Origin of the sequence: Cryobacterium sp. N22 (assembly GCF_002929555.1) — a bacterium.
Taxonomy (GTDB): domain Bacteria; phylum Actinomycetota; class Actinomycetes; order Actinomycetales; family Microbacteriaceae; genus Cryobacterium.
Map to the genome: position 1 here is coordinate 81436 of NZ_PJJP01000032.1, position 21186 is coordinate 102621.

Sequence of the window (21186 nt, forward strand, 5' to 3'; positions counted from 1 at the left end):
ACGCTTCGCCCCACCCGACTCGCCCCGTTTTCCTCCCCGACTGGAAGGCCCCACGATGACCGCCGAACTGATCACCGGGATCGCCGAGCTCACCACCCAAGCCGCCGAATCCAGCCACGACGACGACAGGCTGCGGGATGCGGCGCTCGTGATCGAGAACGGCCGCATCGCCTGGATCGGGCCGGCCACCGAGGCGCCCGCCGCCGACAGCTCCGTGGATGTGCACGGTCGGGCGGTGCTGCCCGGCTGGGTCGACACCCACACCCACCTGGTCTTCGCCGGCGACCGGGCCGCCGAGTTCGAAGCGCGCATGGCCGGGCAGAAATATGCCGCCGGCGGCATAGCCATCACGATGGCGGCCACCCGGGCCGCGAGCGAGGCCGACCTCGTCGCCAACGCCCGCCGCCTCCGCCGGGAGGCCGAGGCCCAGGGCACCACATTCCTGGAGACCAAGACCGGCTACGGCCTCGACCTGGCCAGCGAGCTCCGCAGCGCCCGGGCGGCGGCCGAGGTCGCCGATGTGGTCACCTTCCTCGGCGCCCATCTGGTGCCACCGGGCATCGACCGGCGCGACTATCTCGATCTGGTGACCGGCCCGATGCTTCAGGCCGTGGCCCCGCACGTCGACTTCATCGACGCCTTCTGCGAGACCGGGGCGTTCGACGTGGACGAGTGCCGGGAGGTGCTGCTGGCCGGCCGGGCCGCCGGGCTCGGGTTGCGCCTGCACGGCAACCAGCTCGGCGCGGGCGGCGGTGTGCGCCTCGCCGTGGAGCTGGGCTGCGCCAGCGTCGACCACTGCAACCACCTCGCCGACGCCGACATCGACGCCCTCGCCGGCTCCGACACCGTGGCCACCCTGCTGCCGGCCTGCGACCTGTCCACCCGGGAGCCGTTCCCGCCGGCCCGCCGGCTGCTCGACGCCGGCGCGCACATCGCGCTGGCCAGCAACTGCAACCCGGGCACCTCGTACACCACGTCGATACCGTTCTGCGTGGCCACGGCTGTGTTGCAGATGGGCCTGACCGTGCGCGAGGCGGTCTGGGCGGCCACGCGCGGCGCGGCGCGAGCGGTCGGCCGTGAGCACGGGCCGGATGCCGTGGGCTCACTGCGGGTCGGCGGCCGGGCCGATCTGCAGGTGCTCGACGCCCCGTCGGTGGCGCATCTGGCCTACCGGCCGGGCGTGCCGCTCTGCGTCGCCACCTGGACAGAGGGTGTGCGCGCCCAGCCCCCCGCGAACCGTGACTTAAGCACCTAAAACCGCAAGATTCTGGTGCTTAACTCACAGTTCGCGGGAGGGGTCGCGGGCTAGGAGACCGGCCAACCGTGCCGGGCGAGGGCCTCGCGGGCCAGCTCGCGCGCGGAGTACGGCGTGCGCACGCCCCGGATGTCGCGGTAGTCCTGGTGTCCCGGTCCGGCCCAGAGGATGGCGTCGCCCTCCCTGGCGAGGTCCACCGCGTAGTCGATCGCGGCCTCCGGCGGGGAGACCTCCACGATCTGCTTGGCGGGGAAGGCCTCCCTGGCGGCGTCCACGAGCATCCGGCGGATACTGGCCGGGTCTTCGAAGCGGGGGTGGTGGTCGGTGATGACCACGATGTCGGAGCCGGCGGCCGCGACGCGCGCCATTTCGGGCCGCTTGACCGGGTCCCGGTCGCCGTCGGCGCCGAAGAGCATGATGACCCGGCCGGGGGTGACGGCCTTGACCGCCCGCAGCGTCTTCTCGAACGCGTCGGAGCTGTGGCCGAAGTCCACGTAGACGCGCGGGCCGGTCGGTCCGGAGACGCTCTCGGTGCGGCCGGGGATGTACACCTCGATGCCGTCCTGCAGCGCGGCCTGCACCCGGGCGGCGGAGTAGCCGGCCTCGACGATCATCGCGACGGCCAGCCCGGCATCGGCCACCAGGTGGTCGCCCAGCAGTGCGACCGTCGTTTCGACGGACTCGCCGGCCCGGTTCTGCACCCGGAAGCGGGTGGCCTCCGGCAGCGCCTCGAGGATCTCCAGGCGCCAGTCCGGGTCGGATGCGGCATCCGCCGAGATCGAGGACACCGGGATCTTCGGCTCGGACAGCAGCTTCTGGCCCCAGGTGGTCTCCATGCTCACCACACCGGTGCGGGAACGGTCCGGCCGGAACAGAAGCTCCTTGGCGTCGAAGTAGTTCTCCATGGTGCCGTAGTCGTCGAGGTGGTCGATGGAGAGGTTGGTGAAGCCGGCGACGTCGAAGACGATGCCGTCGACCCTGCCGTGGGTGAGGCCCTGGGCGCTGACCTCGAGCACCACGGCCTCCACCTGCTGTTCCTTCATGCGGGCGAGGAGCGCGTGCACGTCGGTGGCCTCGGGGGTGGTGAGCCTGGAGATGAAGACCTCGCCGGCGATGTGGCGTTCGGCCGTGGTGGACAGGCCGGTGACCAGGCCCATCTGGCGCAGTACGGCTTCGAGCACGTAGGCGGTGGTCGTCTTGCCGTTGGTTCCGGTGATGCCGAAGATGGTGGGGGCGCTGTCGGCGGTGCCGTAGATGAAAGCGCTGAGCTCGCCCAGCCGGCCGCGCAGGTTGTCGCTCACGAGAACGGGCACGCCGGCGGCACGGGCCGCGGCCTCACCGTCAGCGTCCGTGAGAACGGCCGCCGCGCCGGCCTGCACAGCGCCGTCGGTGTACGTGGCGCCGTGGCCGTTCTTGCCGGGCAGGGCCACGAAAAGGTCACCCGGCTGCACCGACTGGGTGGAGAGGGCGATGCCCGTCACGATCGTGCCCGCGTCAGACGGAGCGCACGACGTGTCAGCCCGACCGGCGACGTCCTCCAGGCGAACCCGCGGTGGGTTGCTCGGCCTGACGACGGGTGGGGTACTTTCGATTGCCAAAACAAATGCCTCCGGATTCACCCCCCCGAATGAGGGCAGAATATTACCGTAGGCTCCCGTTCTGCAAGGGACCTCCGATACCGGCCCGTTCCGGCACACTCATGTCAATTGCATAGAAAGCGGTGCTGTCGGGTCGCCCGGAGCGCCCGGCGGGGCCTCAGCTCAGGATGTCCTTGGTGACGAATCGGCCGTAGGCGAGCGCCCCGAAGACCAGCAGATAGCCGCCCTGCAGCAGCGCATTGGCGCCGAACGACGTGAAATCGATCGGTTGGCGCAGCAGGTCGGCGAAGTCGAGCCAGTAGTGGCTGAACAGCCACGGATGCAGCCAGTCCAGTTGCGGCAGCGAGTCGAGCACCTGCGCCACCACCGAGAGCACGATGGTGGCGGCCATCGCTCCGACGGGCACCACGGTGAGGGTGGAGAAGAACAGCCCGATGGCCGAGAGGCCCAGCAGTGAGACCGTGACGTAGCCGGCTATGAGCAGGGCACGCAGGAATGACTCGGACAGGCTGATGGTGTCTCCGGAGAGCAGGGTCAGCGGGCCCACCGGGAAGAACGCCAGCCCGGCGAGCACCCCGGCGGTGACGACAGCGAGCGTGGCCGCGAGGCAGAACACGGCCGCGCCGATGTACTTCACCACGAGCAGCCAGACCCGTCCGGCCGGGGCCGCGAGCAGGTAGCGCAGGGTGCCCAGTCCGGCCTCGCCCGCGATGGTGTCGCCCGCCACGACCCCCACGGTGAGCGGCAGGAACAGCGGGATCGACACGATCAGGCCGGTCACGGCGACGAACAGGCCGTTCTGGGTGACCTGGTCGAGAAACGGCGGGCCGCGGCCCGGGGTCGGCTCCTGCGACGAGAGCCGAACGGCGACGGCGATGAGCACCGGTACCGCGGCCAGCGCGAGCAGCAGCGCCCAGGTGCGGCGGCGGCGGAAGAGCACGGTGAGCTCGGAGACCAGCAGCGCCCAGGCGCCGCCGGGCGGGGCCGTCTCGGCCGGCGCCGCCGCCGGGGATGCCGCGGACACGCTCTCGGACACCGTTCTATCGGACAACGTCGAACCCCTCTCCGGTGAGAGCCACGAAGCGGTCCTCGAGGCTGGTGTCCTGCAGGTGGAATCCCCGCACCCGCACCCCGCCGGCGACGAGCGCCGCGACGAGGTCCTCCTCCGCGAGTTGCCCACCTGCGGACGAGGTGCCCCGCTCTACCGGGGCAACTCGTCCGCTGCGGGGCAACTCGATGGGGGCGCTCACCCAGTGGTCGGCGGACCGGCCGGATGACCACCCGGAGGAACCGTCAACGCCCGGGGAGCCCTCGGCGGCGGTGAAACTCTCGGCGCCGCGGTCGTCCGGCGCGGTCTCCAGCTCGGCCACCAGGCCGGCGTCGGCCAGCACCCGGATGGCCGCCGCGGCATCCGGGGTGCGCACCCGCACCCGGGACTCACCGGCGCGCAGCTCGTCGAGGGTGCCCTGGGCCACCAGGCGCCCGGCGCTCATGATGGCCGCGTGGGTGCACATGTGCTCCACCTCGGCGAGCAGGTGGCTGGAGACGAAGACCGTGGTGCCCTCGCCGGCCAGCGACCGCACCAGGGCGCGCACCTCGCGGGTGCCCTGAGGGTCGAGCCCGTTGGTCGGTTCGTCGAGCACGAGGAGTCGGCGCGGCATCAGCAGGGCGTTCGCGATGCCCAGGCGCTGCTTCATTCCCAACGAATAGGCCGACACCTTCTTGCCCGCCGCGTTCGACAGGCCCACCCGCTCGAGCGCGCGGTCCACCCGGGTCCGGCGGCTGCGGCCGGGGGCGGCGCGGTCGGCGGAGTCGAACCGGCGAAGGTTGGCGGCGCCGGAGAGGAACGGGTAGAACGCGGGGCCCTCCACCAGGGCGCCCACTTGCGGCAGCACCCGGGCGAGGCGGCCCGGCATCGACTCGCCGAGCAGACTCACCTCGCCGCTGGTGGCCGCGGCGAGGCCGAGCATCACCCGGATGCTGGTGGTCTTGCCCGACCCGTTGGGGCCGAGGAAGCCGAACACCGAACCCATCGGCACGGCGAGGTCGATGGCGTCGACGGCGATCTGGCGGCCGAACCGCTTGGTGAGAGCCCGGGTCTCGATGGCCAGGTCGCCGGCCCGGGTCGCCGGTGTCACTCCTGGGCTGCGGCGTCCTGCAGCCGCTCCACAGGGACGGAACCGGCGAAGATCCGGCCGTCGTCGGTGATCAGCACGCTCATGAGGGTGGTGCTCAGGGCCCGGCCGCCGTCAACGGCGTCGGTGAGCTGGCTGTACAGGGGTGAGGCGGTGAGTTCGGCCAGGGCCGCGGCATCCGCGCCGGCCGGCATCACCACGACGGCGTCCCAGCCAGTGCCGAGAACAGTGACACCGCTGGGCTCGCCCTCGGGGTGACCGGCGTGGTCCTTGGTGGGCAGGGTCTCCTCGGTGACGGTGGCGCCGGCCGGCGGGGTGAAGGCGAACAGGTCGGCGGGCGGGGCGTCCAGGCTCAGGGAGGTGAAGGCCACGCTGACCGCGGGCTCGGCGGCATCCCGCGCCTCGACCTGCACGCGCAGCGGCAACCCGGTCTCGGAGTCGACCGCGATCGAGACCGATCCCACCAGGGTGTCGTCGGTGTTCGGGGTGAGCACGAGCTCGTACGCGGCGCGGCCGGCCACCTGGGTGTTCTCGCCCAGGGTTACGTCGGTGCTCGGCGTCACCTCGGCGAGGAACGTCTCGGCCAGTTCGCTCGGCGTGTAACCCGGCGCGGCCTGGTCAGCCGTGTCGGCGGGCAGGGTCGTGTGCGCGGCGGTGTTGTCGGCGGAGTCGTAGAGCCACAGGTCCGAGCCGTTCCGAATCAGGTTGCGCTCGGACATGGTGTCCTGCACCTGCACCCGGCTCTGGTCGGGGCCGTTCTGGTAGACCCGCACGGTGTGGCTGCCGGTGAGCAGGTCGAGGGCGTCGGCGAATTCGGCGGTGGCGGCGTCCCCGGTGCTGGGGATCTCGGGCAGTCCGAGCTCCGAGGTCTGCTCGAGGGTGCCGGAGAGGGTGTCGACGGTGCTGCCGGCGGCAAGTTCGAGCACCTCCTGCGGGGTCTTGTCCGGCAGGTCGACGGCCGCGCCGGCCTGCAGGGGAACCGCGAGGACCCCGGCGACGATCACGGCGGGAACCGCGACGGCGGGCATCCACTTCAGCCAGGTTCGGGACATGACGAGCAACCTCCAGTGTGACCACATAGAACTGCGCAATGCGTATGCCCGACATTACGCTTCGATGCTGAAAGTTCCACTCGATATTTTGCCGGCGTTCAGGCTTTCCCACAGGAGTTCCGCCACCGCCCGGGCGGTTCGGGCGTGCCAGGTGGGCGTGGCATCACCCTGCGTCCAGGCCAGAGACAGGCCGCACCAGGCGATGGTCCACTCCGCGAGCATCACCGGGGCGATGCTCGCCTGGCGGCTGATGGTGTGCAGCCGCACAGGGAGGTTGTCGAGCGCGGCCGTCTCAGTGGGGTTGCAGAGGATGTTGGCGAACTCGAAGGCGCGGTGTCCGAGCAGGGCTTTCGGGTCGATGGCGGCCCAGCGGTCGCCGAAGTCGAGCACGTTGCCGTGATGGATGTCGCCGTGCAGCACCACGATGTCTTGGGTCGACGTGCCGGACAGCAGGCGGTCGGCTAATGCGGCCGCGCGCTGAAGGAGTGGATCGTCGGAGTCCGTTGCCAGCAGGTCGCGGAACCAGTCGCGGAGGGAAACAAGCTGCACACCGTCCCGGATGGTGGGTGCCGGATGGTCGTGCAGTGCCAGCGTGGTGCGCACGAGGATGTCGGTGGCGGTCGCATCCTGCCCGGAGGCGGCCAGCGCCGCCAGCTCTCGCGTGCCCGTGGCCCGCTCCATCAGCGTGGCGTGTTCTTCACGGACGAGAACACGCGCGGCACCGCGGCCGCCCCACCACTGGAGCAGTGCCGCGCCACGGACTTCCTCCTCGACCAGCGCGATCTTCAGCATCACCGGCAGCCCCTGACACGTGCCGGGCAGCAGCTCACTCGACGGCGTTCTCAGCCCCGGCCCGCTGGGTGTCACGCCCCACGCGGCCAGCCACCGGCGCATCCGAATCGAGGGCTCCTCCACACTCATCCCTGACCGCGGAGCGCCGGCGCCACCGTCACCATTTGCGCCCGCAGCGCGTCCACCACCGCCGCGATCACCGGCTGGCGTTGCGCCTCAGGCCGCAGCACCATCCAATACGGCAGCTCCTCGGCGAACTCCGCCGGCAGCACCCGCACGAGGTCGTCGTGCCGGTCGGCCATGAAGCAGGGCAGCAAGCCGATCCCGCCGCCCACCCGGGTGGCCTCGATCTGCACGAACACATTCGTCGAGCTCAGCGCCCCGCGCATGGTGGGCACCCGCCGGCGGGGCGCATCCAGGTCGTCCACCTGCAGCATCGAGTCGACGAAGTAGACCAGCGGATGCTCGGCCAGCGCAGCCATGCTGGCCGGCGTGCCGTTGTGAGCCAGGTAGTCCCGGGACGCGTACATGCCCAGCGTGTACCGGCCGAGTTCGAAGGCCTCGGCCCGGTGCGCCTGGGGCCGGCCGACCACCACCTCGATGTCGAGACCGGAGCGGTGCTGCAGCGCCTGCCGGGTCACCGTGACGATCTCCACCCGCAGTAGCGGATGCGTGCGCTGCAGCTCGGCGACCGCCGGGGCGGCGATGAATGCGCTGAAGCCATCCGTCGCGCTCAGCCGCACCACCCCGGTGAGCTCCCGGCCGTCGGCCTGCCCGCTCAGCAGGTCCAGGGCGGCCTCCACGTTCTCGGCCGCCCGTACCGCCCGGGTGCCGAGGTCGGTGAGCTCCCAGCCGCCCGCCGTGCGGGAGAGCACCCGGCCGGCCAGCGCCGTCTCCAGGGCGGCGATGCGCCGGGAGATTGTGGTGTGGTTAAGGCCGAGTGATTCGGCGGCGGTGGTGAAGCGGCCGGTCCTCGCGACGGCCAGCAGCACCAGCAGATCGTCGGGATTGGCCGGGGTGACAACGCGAGAATCGGTCATATCTGCAATTATGCACATCCGGAGTGGTGAAGTGGTCATTGCCGCAGCATCGGCGGGCCGGAATACTCAGGGGAGCCGTTCCCAGCCTTTACGCGCAGAACGGCACATCTTTCCCCCACCCAGTGTCAATGCCGATACTCAAGGAGATCACCATGAGCGCGAACTCGCGTACCGAAGCCGCCAGCGGCCCCGCCCCCACTCAACCTCCCGGTGAAACCTCCGGCCTGAAGAAGATCGTCGCGGCCTCCATGGTCGGCACCGTCGTCGAATGGTACGAGTTCTTCCTCTACGCCACCGCCGCGAGCCTGGTCTTCGCCACGGTCTTCTTCCCCAATGCGGGCAGCCAGCTGGACGGCATCATCGCCGCGTTCCTCACCTACGCGGTGGGCTTCATCGCCCGGCCGCTGGGCGGCATCGTCTTCGGCCAGATCGGCGACAGGCTCGGCCGCAAGCACACCCTGCAGGTCACCATCATCCTGGTCGGCGTCGCCACCTTCCTGATGGGCTGCCTGCCCGGCTTCGACAGCATCGGTTACTGGGCGCCGGCCCTTCTGGTGGCGCTGCGGTTCATCCAGGGCTTCGCCGTCGGCGGCGAATGGGGCGGTGCGGTTCTGCTCGTGGCCGAGCACAGCCCCAACCAGTCCCGCGGTTTCTGGTCCAGCTGGCCCCAGTCGGCCGTGCCGGTGGGCAACCTGCTCGCGACCCTCGTGCTGCTGACTATGTCGTGGGTCCTGCCCGCCGACCAGTTCCTCAGCTGGGGCTGGCGCGTGGCGTTCTGGCTGTCCGCCATCATCGTCGTGGTCGGCTACTACATCCGCACGCACGTCAGCGAGGCTCCGATCTTCCTCGAGGCCCGCGCCCAGGTCGAGGCCGACAAGGCCGCCAACTACGGTGTGCTCGAAGTGGTGCGCAAGTACCCGAAGGGCATCCTCGGTGCCATGGGCCTGCGTTTCGCCGAGAACATCCTGTACTACATCATCGTGAGCTTCTCGATCGTCTATCTGGTCACCGTGCACGAGTACAACACCAGCAGCTTGTTGCTGGCACTGCTGATCGCCCACGTCGTGCACTTCCTGGTGATCCCGCAGGTCGGTCGGCTGTCCGACCGCGTCGGCCGCAAGCCCGTCTACCTCGCCGGCGCCCTGCTCGGCTCCACCTGGGCGTTCTTCGCCTTCCCCATGTTCGACACCCAGAACCCGGCGCTGATCGTGCTGTCCATCACCATCGGGCTCTGCTTCCACGCCCTGATGTACGCCGGCCAGCCCGCGATCATGGCCGAGATGTTCCCGACCCGCATGCGTTACTCCGGCGTCTCCCTCGGCTACCAGGTCACCTCGATCCTGGCCGGCTCGCTGGCCCCGATCATCGCGACGGCGCTGCTGAAGGAATACGACTCCTGGCTTCCGGTGGCCTTCTATGTGGCCGCCGCCTGCGCGGTCACCCTGGTTGCCGTCGTGACGCTCAAGGAGACCCGCGGCATCTCGCTCCGCGAGATCGACAAGGTGGATGCCCAGAAGCACGGGCTGACCCCGGCCGGCAGCCTCTGATGATCAGCGACCTCTCCGGCCAGACGGCGCTCATCACCGGCGGCGCGGGCGGTATCGGGGCCGCCTGCGCGGCGGCCCTGGCCGCCCAGGGCGCGCACGTGATCATCGCCGACCGCGACGCCGAAGCCGCCGAGCGCGTGGCCGGGGAGGTGCGCGGCGAGGCCTGGGCCGTCGACCTGCTCGACACCGCCGCACTCGAAACGCTGACCCTGTCCGCCGACATCCTGGTCAACAACGCCGGTTACCAGGCCATCAGCCCGATCGAGGCCTTCGACCCCGCCGAGTTCCGGCGGATGCTCACCCTCATGCTCGAGGTGCCGTTCCTGCTGATCCGGGCCGCCTTGCCGCACATGTACGCCACGGGGCACGGCCGCATCATCAACGTCTCGTCGGTGCACGGGCTGCGCGCGTCGCCGTTCAAGTCGGCGTACGTCACGGCCAAGCACGGCCTGGAGGGCCTGTCCAAGGTGACCGCGCTCGAGGGCGGCGACCACGGGGTGACCAGCAACTGCGTGAATCCCGGCTACGTGCGCACTCCCCTGCTCGAGAGCCAGATCGCGGCGCAGGCCGAAGCGCACGGCATCCCGGCCGACGAGGTGATGCACGAGGTGATCCTGGCCAAGAACGCGATCAAGCGGCTCGTCGAACCCGACGAGGTCGCCGCCCTGGTGGCCTTCCTGGCCTCCCGCGACGCGGCCATGGTCACCGGCTCGTCGTACGTGATGGATGGCGGCTGGACCGCCTGAGCGGCCTGGCCCCGCCATCCCCCACCCCGATCACGCAAGGAGAATCCGATGACCACACTGCACCTCAGCGCCGCCGAAGCCCTGGCCGGCACCCTCACCGACGGCTGCGTGCTCGCGGTCGGCGGCTTCGGCCTCAGCGGCATCCCCGCCGACCTGATCGAGGCCGTTCGCGACTCCGGCGTCACCGGCCTCACCGTCGTGTCGAACAACATGGGCGTCGACGGCAAGGGCCTGGGCCTGCTGCTCGAGGCCGGCCAGGTGCGGAAGGTGATCGCCTCCTACGTGGGTGAGAACAGGCTCTTCGCCGAGCAGCTGCTCGATGGCCGCCTCGAGGTGGAGTTCAGCCCCCAGGGCACCCTCGCCGAGCGGCTGCGGGCCGGCGGGTCCGGCATTCCCGCGTTCTACACCAAGACCGGGGTGGGCACCCTCGTGGCCGACGGCAAACCACACGCCGAGTTCGACGGGCAGCGCTACGTGCAGGAACGCGCCATCGTCGCCGATGTCGCCCTGGTGCGCGCGCACACCGCAGACACCGCCGGCAACCTTACCTACCGTTACACCGCCCGCAACTTCAACCCGGTGGTCGCCACCGCCGGCCGGGTCACCATCGTCGAGGCCGAGCACATCGTGCTGGCGGGCGAGCTCGACCCCAACCACGTGGTCACCCCCGGCGTGTACGTGCAACGCCTGGTGCCGGCCACGGCCCGCGAAAAGCCGATCGAGCAGCGCACGGTGCGCCAGCGCGCGGCCGTGACCGAAGGAGTACTCCGATGACCTGGACCCGTGACGAGATGGCCGCGATCGCGGCCGCCGAGCTGGAGGACGGCGATTACGTCAACCTCGGGATCGGCATCCCCACCCTGGTCGCCAACAACCTGCCGGATGGCGTCAGCGTCACCCTGCAGAGCGAGAACGGGCTGCTGGGCATGGGGCCGTTCCCGTTCGAGGGCGAGGAGGACGCCGACCTGATCAACGCCGGCAAGCAGACCGTGACGGTGCTGCCGGGCGGGTCGGTGTTCGACTCGGCCACCTCGTTCGGCATGATCCGCGGCGGCCACGTCAAGGTGGCGATCCTCGGCGCCATGCAGGTCTCCGGCTCCGGCGACCTGGCCAACTGGACCATCCCCGGCAAGATGGTCAAGGGCATGGGCGGCGCGATGGACCTCGTCGCCGGTACCCCGCGGGTGGTGGTGCTCACCGAGCACGTCGCCCGCGACGGCTCCGCCAAGATCGTCACCGAGTGCACCCTGCCGCTCACCGGTGTGGGGGTGGTCGACCGCATCATCTCCGACCTCGCCGTCTTCGATGTCACCGATGCCGGGCTGCAGCTCGTCCGTCTCGCCCCCGGCGTCACCGTGGCGCAACTGCGCGACTGCACCGACGCCGCGTTCACGGTGGCCGTAGCGACGAAGGACGTCGCATGAGCCTCGCTGACCGCTTCCGCACCGATGTGCTGCTCACCGGCTGGGGGCACAGCCGGTTCGGCAAGCTCACCGACGACACCCTCGAGTCCCTCATTGTGCAGGTGACCCGCGAGGCCATTCAGAACGCCGGCATCGATGCCGCCGAGATCGACGAGATCTACCTGGGCCAGTTCAACTCGGCACTGGTTCCGCTGGCGTTCCCGTCGTCGCTCGCGCTGCAGGCCGACCCGGTGCTGGCCAATGTGCCCGCCACCCGGGTGGAGAATGCCTGCGCGTCCGGTTCCGCGGCGCTCCAGCAGGGCGTGAAGTCGCTGCTGGCCGGCACCGCCAAGACCGTGCTCGTGATCGGTGCCGAGAAGATGACGCACGCGCCGGCCGAGCAGGTCGGCTCGGCGCTGCTCGGGGCCGACTACGACCTGGCCGGAACCCCGTCGACCACGGGTTTCGCCGGCCTGTTCGCCGTCGTCGCCGACGCCTACGCCGACCGGTACGGGGCGATCGGCGACGTGCTCGGCTCCATCGCCGCCAAGAACCACCGCAACGGCGTGGCCAACCCCTACGCGCAGCTGCGGAAGGACCTCGGCGAGGAGTTCTGCCAGACCGTGTCGGAGAAGAACCCGATCGTGGCCGGGCAGCTGCGCCGCACCGACTGCTCCCCGGTCTCCGACGGCGCCGCCGCGGTGATCCTCAGCACGGATGCCCGCCGCGGGTCCGGCGCGGCCACCGACCCGGTGCGTCTGGCCGGGTTCGGCCAGGCCAACGATTTCCTGCCGGCCGCCCGGCGCGACCCTACCGCCTTCGCGGCCACCCGGGTCTCGTTCGAGCGGGCGCTGGCCATGGCGGGAGTGGGGTTGGCCGAGGTGGACTTCGCCGAACTCCACGACTGCTTCACCATCGCCGAGCTGGTGCTCTATGAGGCCATGGGACTTGCGCCGGTGGGCCAGGGCCGCCGGGCCATCGAGGAGGGCTGGGTGCAGCCGGACGGTCTGCTGCCGGTCAACCTGTCCGGTGGGCTCAAGGCCAAGGGGCATCCGGTGGGCGCCACCGGGGTGTCCCAGCACGTGGTCTCGGCCATGCAGCTCACTGGCACCGCCGGCGACATGCAGCTGCCCGGCGCCCGCCGCGCCCTGGTGCAGAACATGGGCGGCGTGGGTGTGGCCAACTACGTCAGCGTCCTCGAGGCCGTCTGACCAACCCCAGAAACGCCCCGATCGTTGGTCGAGCTTGTCGATGCCGTGCTGAGCTTGTCGAAGTAGACCCCGCGAGACGATCTCTGAACGGAGACATCGTCACCGGATCTCGACAAGCTCGATCAGCGAAGTGGTTGCGACTGTCGCGCCATTCTGCGTGCTGCAGCGACTCAGATCAGGCCGTGGCGGCGGAACGCATTCCAGACACCGTCGTCGACCACGCTGGTCGTGACCTCGTCGGCGTGCGCCTTGACCACGTCGGTGGCGTTGCCCATGGCGATGCCGACGCCGCAGACCTGCAGCATCTCGATGTCGTTGGTGCTGTCGCCGATGCCGATCGCGGATGCCGCATCGAGGCCGAGCAGGTCGAGCAGCTGCAGGACCGTCGTGCCCTTGTTCACCCCGTCGAGGGTGACCTCGCCGCTGCCCTTGCCCATGTGCGGCACGGTGCCGGTGATCACGTGGAAGTCTCCGCTGAGCGCTTCGGACACCCGGTCGTATGCCATGAGGTCGGCGGCGAGGAACACCGACTTCGCGATGCCCGTGTAGCTGAGCGGGCGCACGTTCGCGAAGGCCTTCAGCGCGGGGTGTTCGTCGGCGTCGGTGACGGCTTCCAGATCGGTGCGCACCTCGCCCCTGCGCTCCTGGTCGTCCTGCAGGTAGGTCGCGAACCGCCCTCGGACACCGGGGCTCGGGAACAGCTCGTCGAAGGCCTGCAGGTAGAAGTCATACCCTGACTCCTCATAGAAGCCGACCATCCGGGCCACCGCATCCTCGGGCATGGTGCGGGAGATCACGAGTTCATCGCCGATCTCGGCGAACCCGCCGCCGGCGCTGATGGCGCCGTCGAAGCCGATGTCCCGGATCGCGGGGTAGATCTCCACCGAGGCCCGCCCGGTGCTGAGGTAGACCAGGTGACCGTTCGCCCGGGCGGTGCGCACCGCCTCGATGGTGGACGGAGCGACAACTTCGCTCGAGTCGATGAGGGTGCCGTCCACGTCGAGGAACGCGATGCGCGGGGAAATCATGTGGTGCTCCAAACGAGGCGGTCTTTCGGAACGGAAATACGCCTTGGAGACCACCTAAGGGTTAATACGTATGCCTCGACGCTACCGGGTGCCGCTGTGCCCACGAGACCGGATCATCTCTGCAGGCCGCCCGGCCGGGTCAGCCCGCGACGTCGTGCAGGTGGTGCGTCGGGTCGTGGAGGAAGTACTGGGCCAGCGTGGTCACGGTGAACCTCGCGCCGTCGCTGCGGCGGCCGGTGCGCTGCCGGTCGGCGGGCGGCACAGCCGCGAAGGCGTCGGCGACGGATGCCGCGGCCGCGGCCAGTTCCGCCGCCACGACCCGCGGATCCTGCTCGTTGTAGCGCTCGGCCACCGCGGTGGCGTCCTGGTCCCAGTTCGCGAAGAGCGGGTCGTCCTCGGTGCGGATCAGGCCCAGCCGCAGGTCGAAGATGCGGAACACGTCGCGCACGTGGGCCGCGTATTCCAGCGCCGACCAGGTGGTGTCGTCTGGCCGCACCGCCACATCCGCCCGGTCGAGCACGGGCGCCCAGGCGGCCGCGTTCCGGCGCACGAGGGCGGGTACGTCGTCGTAGTGGAGCTCGGCGGCGGAGTATCCGCACTCGGGGCAGGGGCGCTCGAGCACCCAGGTCCAGTCTTTGGTGTCGGGGGTGATCGGCATGCACACAGCCTAGGGAGCCGCCCCGTCCGGGCGGTGGAAGACGACTGCCAATCCTCGGGCATCTCCTGCCAACCCCGGCGGTCCCGCCGCAGTCCGCCACCCGCTGGTAACTGGTCCCGAAACGGACAATTGGTCCCGGCGCACCGGGACCATTTGTCCGAACGGGGCACAGTTGCCCCGAGCAGGGAGGCCGGCGCGGCCCAGCCGAGCACGGTGGGCTAGGTGCCCGGCGCCGCCGACTCGTAGCGGCGCGGTTTGCCCTCGCCGAGGTCGAGCAGGGTCGGCACCGCTGCCACCGTCACCGGCTGCCCCAGCAGCCGCCCGAGCGCCGCACCGATCTGTGCGGCATCACCGCCCACCACCGTGGCGGTCACGCTGCCGTCGACGCCCTGCCGCACGGCCCAGCCGCGGGCCCCGCCGGCCTGCAACTGCTGGGTGAGATCCACGCTGGGCACCAGGCTGCCGTCCAGCGCCAGGAACCGGGTGGCCTCCCGCCCCTCCAGGTCGGCCAGCGCGGGCCGGCCGGCCACGTCGACCAGCCGGCCGAAGTCCCCAGTGCGGTACCGCACCAGCGGAAGCAGCGGGTTCTCCCCCGCGGTCACCACGATCTCGCCCCGCTGGCCCGGCGGCACCGGACCACCGGCCGCGTCAAGGACCTCCACGTGCACCCGCCGGTCCAGGATCACGAACGGTCCCCCGTCGGCGCTGGCGGCAATCGGCCGGGTCTCGTGCAACCCGTAGACGTCGATCACCGGGCAGCCGTAGGCCCGCTCGAGGTCGCGGCGCAGGCCGAGACTCAGCGCCATGGCGCCGCTGAACAGCGCGAGCGGCCGCAGACCCGCCACCAGGTCGGGGTGCAGCAGCTCCGCCAGGCTGGTGGGGTTGCCGGTGATCACCTGCGGCTGTTGCGCCAGCAGAAACCCGGTGCGTTGCCCGGTGGCCGGCCACTGCGACGGGTGCAGGTTCAGCCTGGCCATCGTCGCCTGACCGAAACTGCTGATCGACGAGGTGTAGGTGAAGGCCTGGCGCTGGTGCACCACGTACGCCAGCGCCATCCGGCCGGGGTCGGGCCGCCACTGAACACCCTGGTCGGCCAACAGTTTCACCAAAAGGTGAAAGCTGCGGGCGACCTCCTCGACGTCATCGGGGATCTGCAGCGCCCGCCCGGTGGTGCCGGAGCTCGAGCCCTCGATCATCCGATCCAGGTCGGCATCCAACGGCACGAAGGCCGAGACGTCGTCCAGCAGGTCCTCCCGGGTCACGGTGGGCCAGCTGGGCAAATCGCCGAGCGTGGCTGCGACCCGGCGGTACGCGGGCAGCTTGCGGGCGGTGGCGAGGTGTTCGGCCAGCCAGCCATCAACGGGCAACGGGGCCTGAGCCCGCGCGATGCCGTCCGCGCTGAGCCGGTCCCCGGTGCGGTGCACCCAGGCCGGGGCGAGCGGATGCCGGGCCACCCCGTCGAGCCGCGCGGCGCCGGCCGCGTCGAGGGTGGGCCACCGTTCGGCGTCGGTGAGCGCGACGGCCCCGCCCGGCGCGTATTCGGCCAGCGCCAGTGGGTCGTCCGGGTCGGGCAGCAGAGCGGCCGGCACGGGCCGGTCACTCATTCGAGTACCGGGCGGCGGCCTCGCGGGCCCGGGCCTCCTGCAGACGCTTGGTCACCTGGAGCCGGTGTTCCTGCTCGGCCATGGTCTGGGCCAGCGCCGTGTTCTGCTCCAGGGAGTCGCGCATGGCAAGGATCGACCTGGCGGTGGCCTCGTCCTCACCGGCCGGCAGGTGGCCGGACCAGAGCAGGAAGGTTCGGGCCGCTTCGTCGCGCCGGTCGGCGGTGCGCACCCACTCGGCCGGGTCGACGACCGCCGCCAACCGAAACGAGAGCGCGGCGATGGCCCGGCCGTAGTACACCGGGCTCAGCGGCACGGATAGCGGACCGTTCAGGTCGTCGCTGGCCCAGAGCCACAGCACCAGAGCGGCGCCTCGGCGGGCGGCGGCCGACCCGGTGGCGCGCACCTGGTCCGCGATCCGGAGCACCTCCTGCCTCCGGCGGTCCGGCGGAGTCGTGCCGGATGCGCCGTATTCTATTTCGAGAATATTCTCGGCGAGCTGCAGAACATCCACATCGTCGGCGAGGAATGCGGCCGGAACCAGGGACAGCCTGGTGGCGATTTCGGCGGCACTCGCGCCGGGCAGGCAGGAGCGCCAGACGATGACGTCGTCTTGCTCGCGGGCGAACCAGATATCGAGAAGCGCCTCGGAGTCGACGACCTTCGTCTCGGCCGGCTCCGGCGCGGCCGCGGGCCGGGACACCCGGTCGACGGGCGGAGAGAACGGCGTGGCGTTCGTCGCCGTCTCGTTACGGTCCGGGTCCCTGAGCCCGGCCGAGTTGGTCAGCCGGCGCCAGAACGGCACGGGTCCCTCAGCCACGGAATCCTCCTGGTGTTCGGGTGACATGGCTCGGCTCGCTCTCCGTCAGTCGCCGGGCGAGCCGGGCGCAGGCGGCCGGGGCGTCGTCCATCCGCTCGATGTACTCCACGTCGTATCCGGCCGCGGCGGCGGGCGTCGTGATGGAGCGGCGCGGATCCTGCAGGATCAGGGTGGCCGTGTCGAGACCCCGGCGCACCCGCGCGGCAACGTCGGCGTATTGCGGCTGCCCCGCGCCGAACATTGATAGCAGGCCCTCGTCGGAGAGCACCACCACGTGTCGGCGCACGCTCGAGCTGGTGCGCCCGAGCCCGCTGTATCGGCTGCCGTACAGGTCGAGGGGAAAAACGGTGCCGCCGCCGAAGTAGAAGGTGAGGTCGCGCAGCGCCTCGAGACGGTCGCGGGTGAACCTGTGGCCGCCGGCGACCTGCCCTGCCGCCGAGAACGAGGTCACCCGCACCCGGCCGCCGCCACGCAACACCGAGAGGATGAGAATGGTGCCGGCCAGGACGGCCGGGGATTCGCGCACCGGGCTCACCATCGACCCCGAGGAGTCGATGTAGAGGTCGAGGTCCAGGCTCACCGACGCGACCGGCGGCACATCAGGCAGGTACTCGCGGCGGCGCGTCGTCACCCCGGGCACGATGGTGGGGCTCCGCGCCATCGACGCCGCCCAGTCGATGTCGGCCAGATCGTCGCCCAGCTCCCACGATTCCAGCGGTCCGGGGATCTCGGTGCCGGCCGGCGGCGCTGTCGTGGCCCTCTGCAGCAGCGGGCGCACAAAGTGTCGCGCCCGGGTCTGGTACCAGGCGGCGGTCACGTCGTTGGCGGCGCTGGCGCGGTACAGCTCGAGCGTTTTGGCCAAGCCATAACCCTGCCCGGTGGATATCGTGGGCGAGCCCATCGAGGTGCCCGGCGGGTCCGACATCCCCGGGGCGGTCGAGGACGGTGCCACCAGGCCACGGGCCTTGGCCACCGCCGGATGTTCCGGGTCCTCCTGCAGCCGGGCATCCCCCAGCACGGCGACGAGTTCACCGGCGGTCGCGGGGCCCGCACCGGTCTCACCGTCGCAGAGCCCGGATGGTGCCCCGGGCTTGGGCATGTCCTCCTGACCCACCAAGTACGGCGCCAGAAGCATCCCGAACCGCAGCGCACCGCTCACGGGGTCGTCGCCGAAGGTGCGCACGGTCTCGGCCAGCAGTCCGGCGTCCAGGCGTGGGTTGGTGAGCGCCAGGGCGTCGAACTCGCGCTGCACCTCGGCGGCGGCGTCCTGCGCGAGGAAGTCCTGTTCCCGCTCGGCGACCTTCTGCTTGCTCTGGGTGGCCCGCATGTTCTCGAGCACGGTCTTCCGGTACTGCGCCGTCGAGGACGCCTCAAGACGACGACGCTTCTCCTCGGTCGGGTCGACCGGCGCGGCGGGCGGCTCGGCCGGGCAGAGCGAGCCGGCTGCGAGACCCCAGAGCACCTCGTAGGCGCGCAGAACCACCCACCACAGCGTGTCGCCGCTGCCGTTGCCGCCCAGGACCGTCCACATCCGCACCATTTCGGGCGGCGCGGCCGGGCCATCCCGGCGGCGCTGCGCCTCGGCCACGCGCACATTGATGAGCATGTCCGACCACAGGTTCGAGAGCCTGTGCACCTCGTCCTGCACGTTCGGGATGCGGGTGGCGTCGGTGGCCGCCAGTGCCCGCGCGATCTGGTGCTGGATTTTCAGGCTCGTCAGCCGGGTCGACGGCGAGAGGGCGTGGTGGCCGATCTCGTGCGCGAAGATGCTCTCCAGAAAGCCACCGACTCCCAGCCGGTCGGCCAGGGGCAGGTCGAAGCTCACCTGGGGCGGGAAGGTGAACCAGGCGAACGACGGTGCCTTGGCGTGCGGCGCCAGCTCGGGGTCGTGCAGCTCGACGCCCCAGAGCGTCTGGGCGCTCTGCCAGGCCGTGCGCTGCTCGGGGGTGAGCTGGTGGCGGCGGTTCCCGAACGGGGTCACCGGGCGGCCTCCGGTGTCCACAGCTGTGCCGTGTAGGCGCGCACGGTCAGCACCGCGCCGGCCACGCCCGCCTCGGCGAGGCCCGGCGCGGTGTCGCCCGCCGCAGACCAGCGGGTCTCGGCCTCAGCGGCGACAGAACCATGCTCGGTCTCGTCGACCGCGAGCCGCACCAGGGTGTGCCCGAAGACATCCGCGGTGAGCAGCCAGTCCTCGGCGGAAGCGGCAGTACCGGTGCGGATGAGGAACGTGCCCGGCCGCTCACCGGCCAGCGCCGCCACCGGCGGTGCCAGCCACGGACCGTACAGGCCGCGGAAGCCGCCGATCACGGCCAGGAGTTCGCCGGGGGCGTGCAGGCCCGGCCAACCGAACCGAGAGTCCCGCTGCAGCTGGGCGAACGGGGCGACACCGCCCTCACCCAAGCCGAGTGCCGCCGCGACGGCGCTCAGTGGGGTGCTGCCGCCGGCCAGGGCCAGGTCGAGGCGGCGCAGCGCATCCGTGCGAAACGCGAGGGCGCCGCTTCGCCAGGCGGCCAGCGCCGCGAGGGTGAGCAGGTCGTCCCGGCCGGCGAAGGGCTGGGCCGCGAGCGCCCGGCCGATGAAGTGGCGGTAACGGGCGCCGGCCGCGGAGCCGTGCCGCTCCTGGATGCGGGTCGCCGAGAGCGCGAGGTCCACCGTGGTCGCGGGCAGGGCCTCGTCGGTGAGCTCCAGCGACTCGTTCACGAGGTGCCGGGGGCGCTGGGTCACCCGCTGAACCCCAGCCAGCTGACGTAGTTCGTGTAGCGCTGGTGCAGGTACTTGAGGGCGAGCAGGTCGTCGAAGTGGCGGCCGTAGAGTTTGCCCTGTTTGGCGATTCCGCTGATCAGCGACTCAATTCCGGTGAGTCGTTGCGCGGCCTGCGCGGAGGTGACACCGTCCAGGCCGCGGTTGAACAGGTCGAGGGCGTCGCTGATCGGGTCGTTGGCGCCGAGGCCGAGCGCGGTGAACTGACGTCGGGACTCGGCGAAGAGGTCGGCGAGCCAGCTGATCGAGTCGGTGGCCAGCTCCCGGTCGGCGCCCACGTCGAAGCGGGGGTGCAGTTCGTTGGGCAGCAGTTTGCCGCGCAGCGCGAACGGCAGCACGGCGGCCAGGTCGTCGAGGCCCACCACGGGCCGGCCACGAAAGTAGGCCATCGCCTTGGCGTAGCGGATGAGGGTCTGCAGCGACCGCACCGACAGGCTGTTGGCGGTCTGCGAGCCCAGGTCGACCTGCAGGTCGGCGCCGGAGTTGGCCTCGATCACCTCGGCCACCTCGCCGCCGCCGGTGCGCACGGTGTCCTTGGTGCGGTACTCGAACCGGCGGCCGCCCTGCTGCACGAATTCGAAGTGGCTGGCGAAGAACTCCAGCTGGCGGCGCACGGCGCCGGGCAGCGGTACGGCGCGGATGGCCGCCTCGAGCAGGCGCTGTTCGTCGGCGTCGAAGACGAGCTCGGGCGGCAGGTGGTCCTCTGGCCGTTCGCCGGCCTCGACCCTGGCGACGAGTTCGTCGAAGAACCGGTTGTTGAAGCCCTGCGCGGCGACGGTCACGTCCATCCGGTCGCGGAGCGCCTGGATCACCGGGAAGGTGCCGCCGCCGGCGTCGTCGTTGGCGGTGAAGAACCAGCTCTCCACCCCGGATTCCGGCGCGGTGGAGTGCATCTGGTCGTGGCTCTCCACGTAGCCCTCGGCCACCATCGTGAGCAGCGCGGACTGGGTCTTGGTGGGGATGCGGTTGTACTCGTCGATGATCTTCACCGGCTGGCTGAGCCAGCTGCGCCAGGCGATCTCGATCTCGGCCAGGCTCCCGGCGGTGACGAGGTCGCGCGGCAGCGGCATCCCGACCAGGTCGCTCACCGTCACCTGCGGCTGGCCCTGCTGCACGTTGCGGCGCACCTCGCGGGCACTTGACCCGGCCAGCACACCCATCAGGATCGCCAGGGTGGTCTTGCCGCGCCCGGGACCGCCCACGAGCAGGCACTTGCCGCCCACGGCGAAGGTGAGCAGCGGCAGCAGAACGTTCGAGGAGTAGGACTGGTCGGTGGGCAGGTGCAGTTCGGCGCCGGCATCGCCGAGTTCGAACGTGACCGGTGCGCCCGTGGAGAATTCCACGTCGTAGAACGGCGAGATCACCGCGCGGTTCACCAACCAGAAGTAGGCCTGACGCAGCTTCTCATCCAGCGCCGTGTCCACCACCGCCGGCGCCTCGGTGAAGAGGTCCTCCGCGGTCAGCTCCTCGGCCAGCATGGCGGCGTTAGCGCGCGTCGGTGATTCGGATACCTTGTTCCAACGATTCCCCAGCGCCATGG

Annotated in this window: 19 protein-coding genes; 6 read left to right on the top strand and 13 right to left on the bottom strand. The window is 70.8% G+C overall.

Features of this window, described 5'->3' with window-relative positions; all coding sequences use genetic code 11:
* The first annotated feature begins 55 nt into the window (after positions 1-55).
* A complete protein-coding gene (gene hutI, locus CXY76_RS07880) occupies positions 56-1255 on the top strand; it encodes an imidazolonepropionase (RefSeq protein WP_104163694.1) in 1200 nt (399 codons plus the stop codon).
* Between the two features lie 50 nt (positions 1256-1305).
* Here the strand turns inward: hutI and CXY76_RS07885 are convergent, their stop codons facing one another.
* From CXY76_RS07885 to CXY76_RS07910, 6 genes are all read right to left on the bottom strand, one after another.
* Positions 1306-2736, bottom strand: coding sequence for a Mur ligase family protein (locus CXY76_RS07885; RefSeq protein ID WP_233199640.1), 1431 nt, complete (start codon positions 2734-2736; stop codon positions 1306-1308).
* A gap of 274 nt (positions 2737-3010) precedes the next feature.
* Positions 3011-3877 (bottom strand): ABC transporter permease, encoded by an 867-nt coding sequence (locus CXY76_RS07890; protein WP_104163773.1) that lies wholly within the window; start codon positions 3875-3877, stop codon positions 3011-3013.
* Positions 3878-3893: 16 nt separating this feature from the next.
* Positions 3894-4991, bottom strand: coding sequence for an ABC transporter ATP-binding protein (locus CXY76_RS07895; protein WP_104163695.1), 1098 nt, complete (start codon positions 4989-4991; stop codon positions 3894-3896).
* Positions 4988-6040 (bottom strand): DUF2092 domain-containing protein, encoded by a 1053-nt coding sequence (locus CXY76_RS07900; protein WP_199190229.1) that lies wholly within the window; start codon positions 6038-6040, stop codon positions 4988-4990. The genes CXY76_RS07895 and CXY76_RS07900 overlap by 4 nt, the downstream gene beginning before the upstream one ends.
* A gap of 54 nt (positions 6041-6094) precedes the next feature.
* Positions 6095-6961 (bottom strand): aminoglycoside phosphotransferase family protein, encoded by an 867-nt coding sequence (locus tag CXY76_RS07905; protein ID WP_104163696.1) that lies wholly within the window; start codon positions 6959-6961, stop codon positions 6095-6097.
* Positions 6958-7872, bottom strand: a complete 915-nt coding sequence (locus tag CXY76_RS07910; RefSeq protein ID WP_233199641.1) for a LysR family transcriptional regulator — start codon at positions 7870-7872, stop codon at positions 6958-6960. The genes CXY76_RS07905 and CXY76_RS07910 overlap by 4 nt, the downstream gene beginning before the upstream one ends.
* Positions 7873-8024: 152 nt before the next feature.
* Here CXY76_RS07910 and CXY76_RS07915 point away from each other — a divergent pair, with 152 nt between their 5' ends.
* From CXY76_RS07915 to CXY76_RS07935, 5 genes are read left to right on the top strand one after another with little or no spacing between them, the layout of a single operon-like run.
* Positions 8025-9419 (top strand): MFS transporter, encoded by a 1395-nt coding sequence (locus CXY76_RS07915; RefSeq protein WP_104163698.1) that lies wholly within the window; start codon positions 8025-8027, stop codon positions 9417-9419.
* A complete protein-coding gene (locus CXY76_RS07920) occupies positions 9419-10165 on the top strand; it encodes a 3-hydroxybutyrate dehydrogenase (protein ID WP_199190230.1) in 747 nt (248 codons plus the stop codon). The genes CXY76_RS07915 and CXY76_RS07920 overlap by 1 nt, the downstream gene beginning before the upstream one ends.
* A gap of 48 nt (positions 10166-10213) precedes the next feature.
* Positions 10214-10939, top strand: coding sequence for a CoA transferase subunit A (locus CXY76_RS07925; protein WP_104163699.1), 726 nt, complete (start codon positions 10214-10216; stop codon positions 10937-10939).
* Positions 10936-11589, top strand: a complete 654-nt coding sequence (locus CXY76_RS07930) for a 3-oxoacid CoA-transferase subunit B (RefSeq protein ID WP_104163700.1) — start codon at positions 10936-10938, stop codon at positions 11587-11589. The genes CXY76_RS07925 and CXY76_RS07930 overlap by 4 nt, the downstream gene beginning before the upstream one ends.
* On the top strand, positions 11586-12779 hold the full coding sequence (locus tag CXY76_RS07935) for an acetyl-CoA acetyltransferase (RefSeq protein ID WP_104163701.1): 1194 nt from the start codon (positions 11586-11588) through the stop codon (positions 12777-12779). The genes CXY76_RS07930 and CXY76_RS07935 overlap by 4 nt, the downstream gene beginning before the upstream one ends.
* 170 nt (positions 12780-12949) lie before the next feature.
* On the opposite strand, the gene CXY76_RS07940 is transcribed toward CXY76_RS07935, so the two are convergent.
* From CXY76_RS07940 to CXY76_RS07970, 7 genes are all read right to left on the bottom strand, one after another.
* On the bottom strand, positions 12950-13807 hold the full coding sequence (locus CXY76_RS07940; RefSeq protein WP_104163702.1) for a Cof-type HAD-IIB family hydrolase: 858 nt from the start codon (positions 13805-13807) through the stop codon (positions 12950-12952).
* Positions 13808-13946: 139 nt separating this feature from the next.
* A complete protein-coding gene (locus CXY76_RS07945; RefSeq protein WP_104163703.1) occupies positions 13947-14465 on the bottom strand; it encodes a DinB family protein in 519 nt (172 codons plus the stop codon).
* Positions 14466-14683: 218 nt separating this feature from the next.
* Entirely contained in the window at positions 14684-16069 is a 1386-nt protein-coding gene (locus CXY76_RS07950; protein ID WP_233199642.1) for an AMP-binding protein, read from the bottom strand.
* Entirely contained in the window at positions 16062-16886 is an 825-nt protein-coding gene (locus CXY76_RS07955) for a phosphohydrolase (protein ID WP_104163704.1), read from the bottom strand. The genes CXY76_RS07950 and CXY76_RS07955 overlap by 8 nt, the downstream gene beginning before the upstream one ends.
* On the bottom strand, positions 16879-18867 hold the full coding sequence (locus tag CXY76_RS07960; protein WP_199190231.1) for a VWA domain-containing protein: 1989 nt from the start codon (positions 18865-18867) through the stop codon (positions 16879-16881). The genes CXY76_RS07955 and CXY76_RS07960 overlap by 8 nt, the downstream gene beginning before the upstream one ends.
* Positions 18864-19610, bottom strand: a complete 747-nt coding sequence (locus CXY76_RS07965; RefSeq protein ID WP_104163705.1) for a hypothetical protein — start codon at positions 19608-19610, stop codon at positions 18864-18866. Before CXY76_RS07965 ends, CXY76_RS07960 begins: the two co-directional genes overlap by 4 nt.
* Positions 19607-21184 carry a MoxR family ATPase gene (locus CXY76_RS07970; protein WP_233199643.1) on the bottom strand — a complete coding sequence of 526 codons (1578 nt, stop codon included), beginning with the start codon at positions 21182-21184 and terminating at the stop codon, positions 19607-19609. The genes CXY76_RS07965 and CXY76_RS07970 overlap by 4 nt, the downstream gene beginning before the upstream one ends.
* Between the last annotated feature and the right edge of the window lie 2 nt (positions 21185-21186).

What these genes read in the sequence shown, in the direction of transcription:
- CXY76_RS07970 (WP_233199643.1), bottom strand. Translation starts at nt 21,184, where the DNA reads ATGGCGCTGGGGAATCGTTGGAACAAGGTATCCGAATCACCGACGCGC.
- hutI (WP_104163694.1), top strand. Translation starts at nt 56, where the DNA reads ATGACCGCCGAACTGATCACCGGGATCGCCGAGCTCACCACCCAAGCC.
- CXY76_RS07940 (WP_104163702.1), bottom strand. Translation starts at nt 13,807, where the DNA reads ATGATTTCCCCGCGCATCGCGTTCCTCGACGTGGACGGCACCCTCATC.
- CXY76_RS07920 (WP_199190230.1), top strand. Translation starts at nt 9,419, where the DNA reads ATGATCAGCGACCTCTCCGGCCAGACGGCGCTCATCACCGGCGGCGCG.
- CXY76_RS07930 (WP_104163700.1), top strand. Translation starts at nt 10,936, where the DNA reads ATGACCTGGACCCGTGACGAGATGGCCGCGATCGCGGCCGCCGAGCTG.
- CXY76_RS07925 (WP_104163699.1), top strand. Translation starts at nt 10,214, where the DNA reads ATGACCACACTGCACCTCAGCGCCGCCGAAGCCCTGGCCGGCACCCTC.
- CXY76_RS07945 (WP_104163703.1), bottom strand. Translation starts at nt 14,465, where the DNA reads ATGCCGATCACCCCCGACACCAAAGACTGGACCTGGGTGCTCGAGCGC.
- CXY76_RS07910 (WP_233199641.1), bottom strand. Translation starts at nt 7,872, where the DNA reads ATGACCGATTCTCGCGTTGTCACCCCGGCCAATCCCGACGATCTGCTG.
- CXY76_RS07915 (WP_104163698.1), top strand. Translation starts at nt 8,025, where the DNA reads ATGAGCGCGAACTCGCGTACCGAAGCCGCCAGCGGCCCCGCCCCCACT.
- CXY76_RS07905 (WP_104163696.1), bottom strand. Translation starts at nt 6,961, where the DNA reads ATGAGTGTGGAGGAGCCCTCGATTCGGATGCGCCGGTGGCTGGCCGCG.
- CXY76_RS07935 (WP_104163701.1), top strand. Translation starts at nt 11,586, where the DNA reads ATGAGCCTCGCTGACCGCTTCCGCACCGATGTGCTGCTCACCGGCTGG.
- CXY76_RS07900 (WP_199190229.1), bottom strand. Translation starts at nt 6,040, where the DNA reads ATGTCCCGAACCTGGCTGAAGTGGATGCCCGCCGTCGCGGTTCCCGCC.
- CXY76_RS07950 (WP_233199642.1), bottom strand. Translation starts at nt 16,069, where the DNA reads ATGAGTGACCGGCCCGTGCCGGCCGCTCTGCTGCCCGACCCGGACGAC.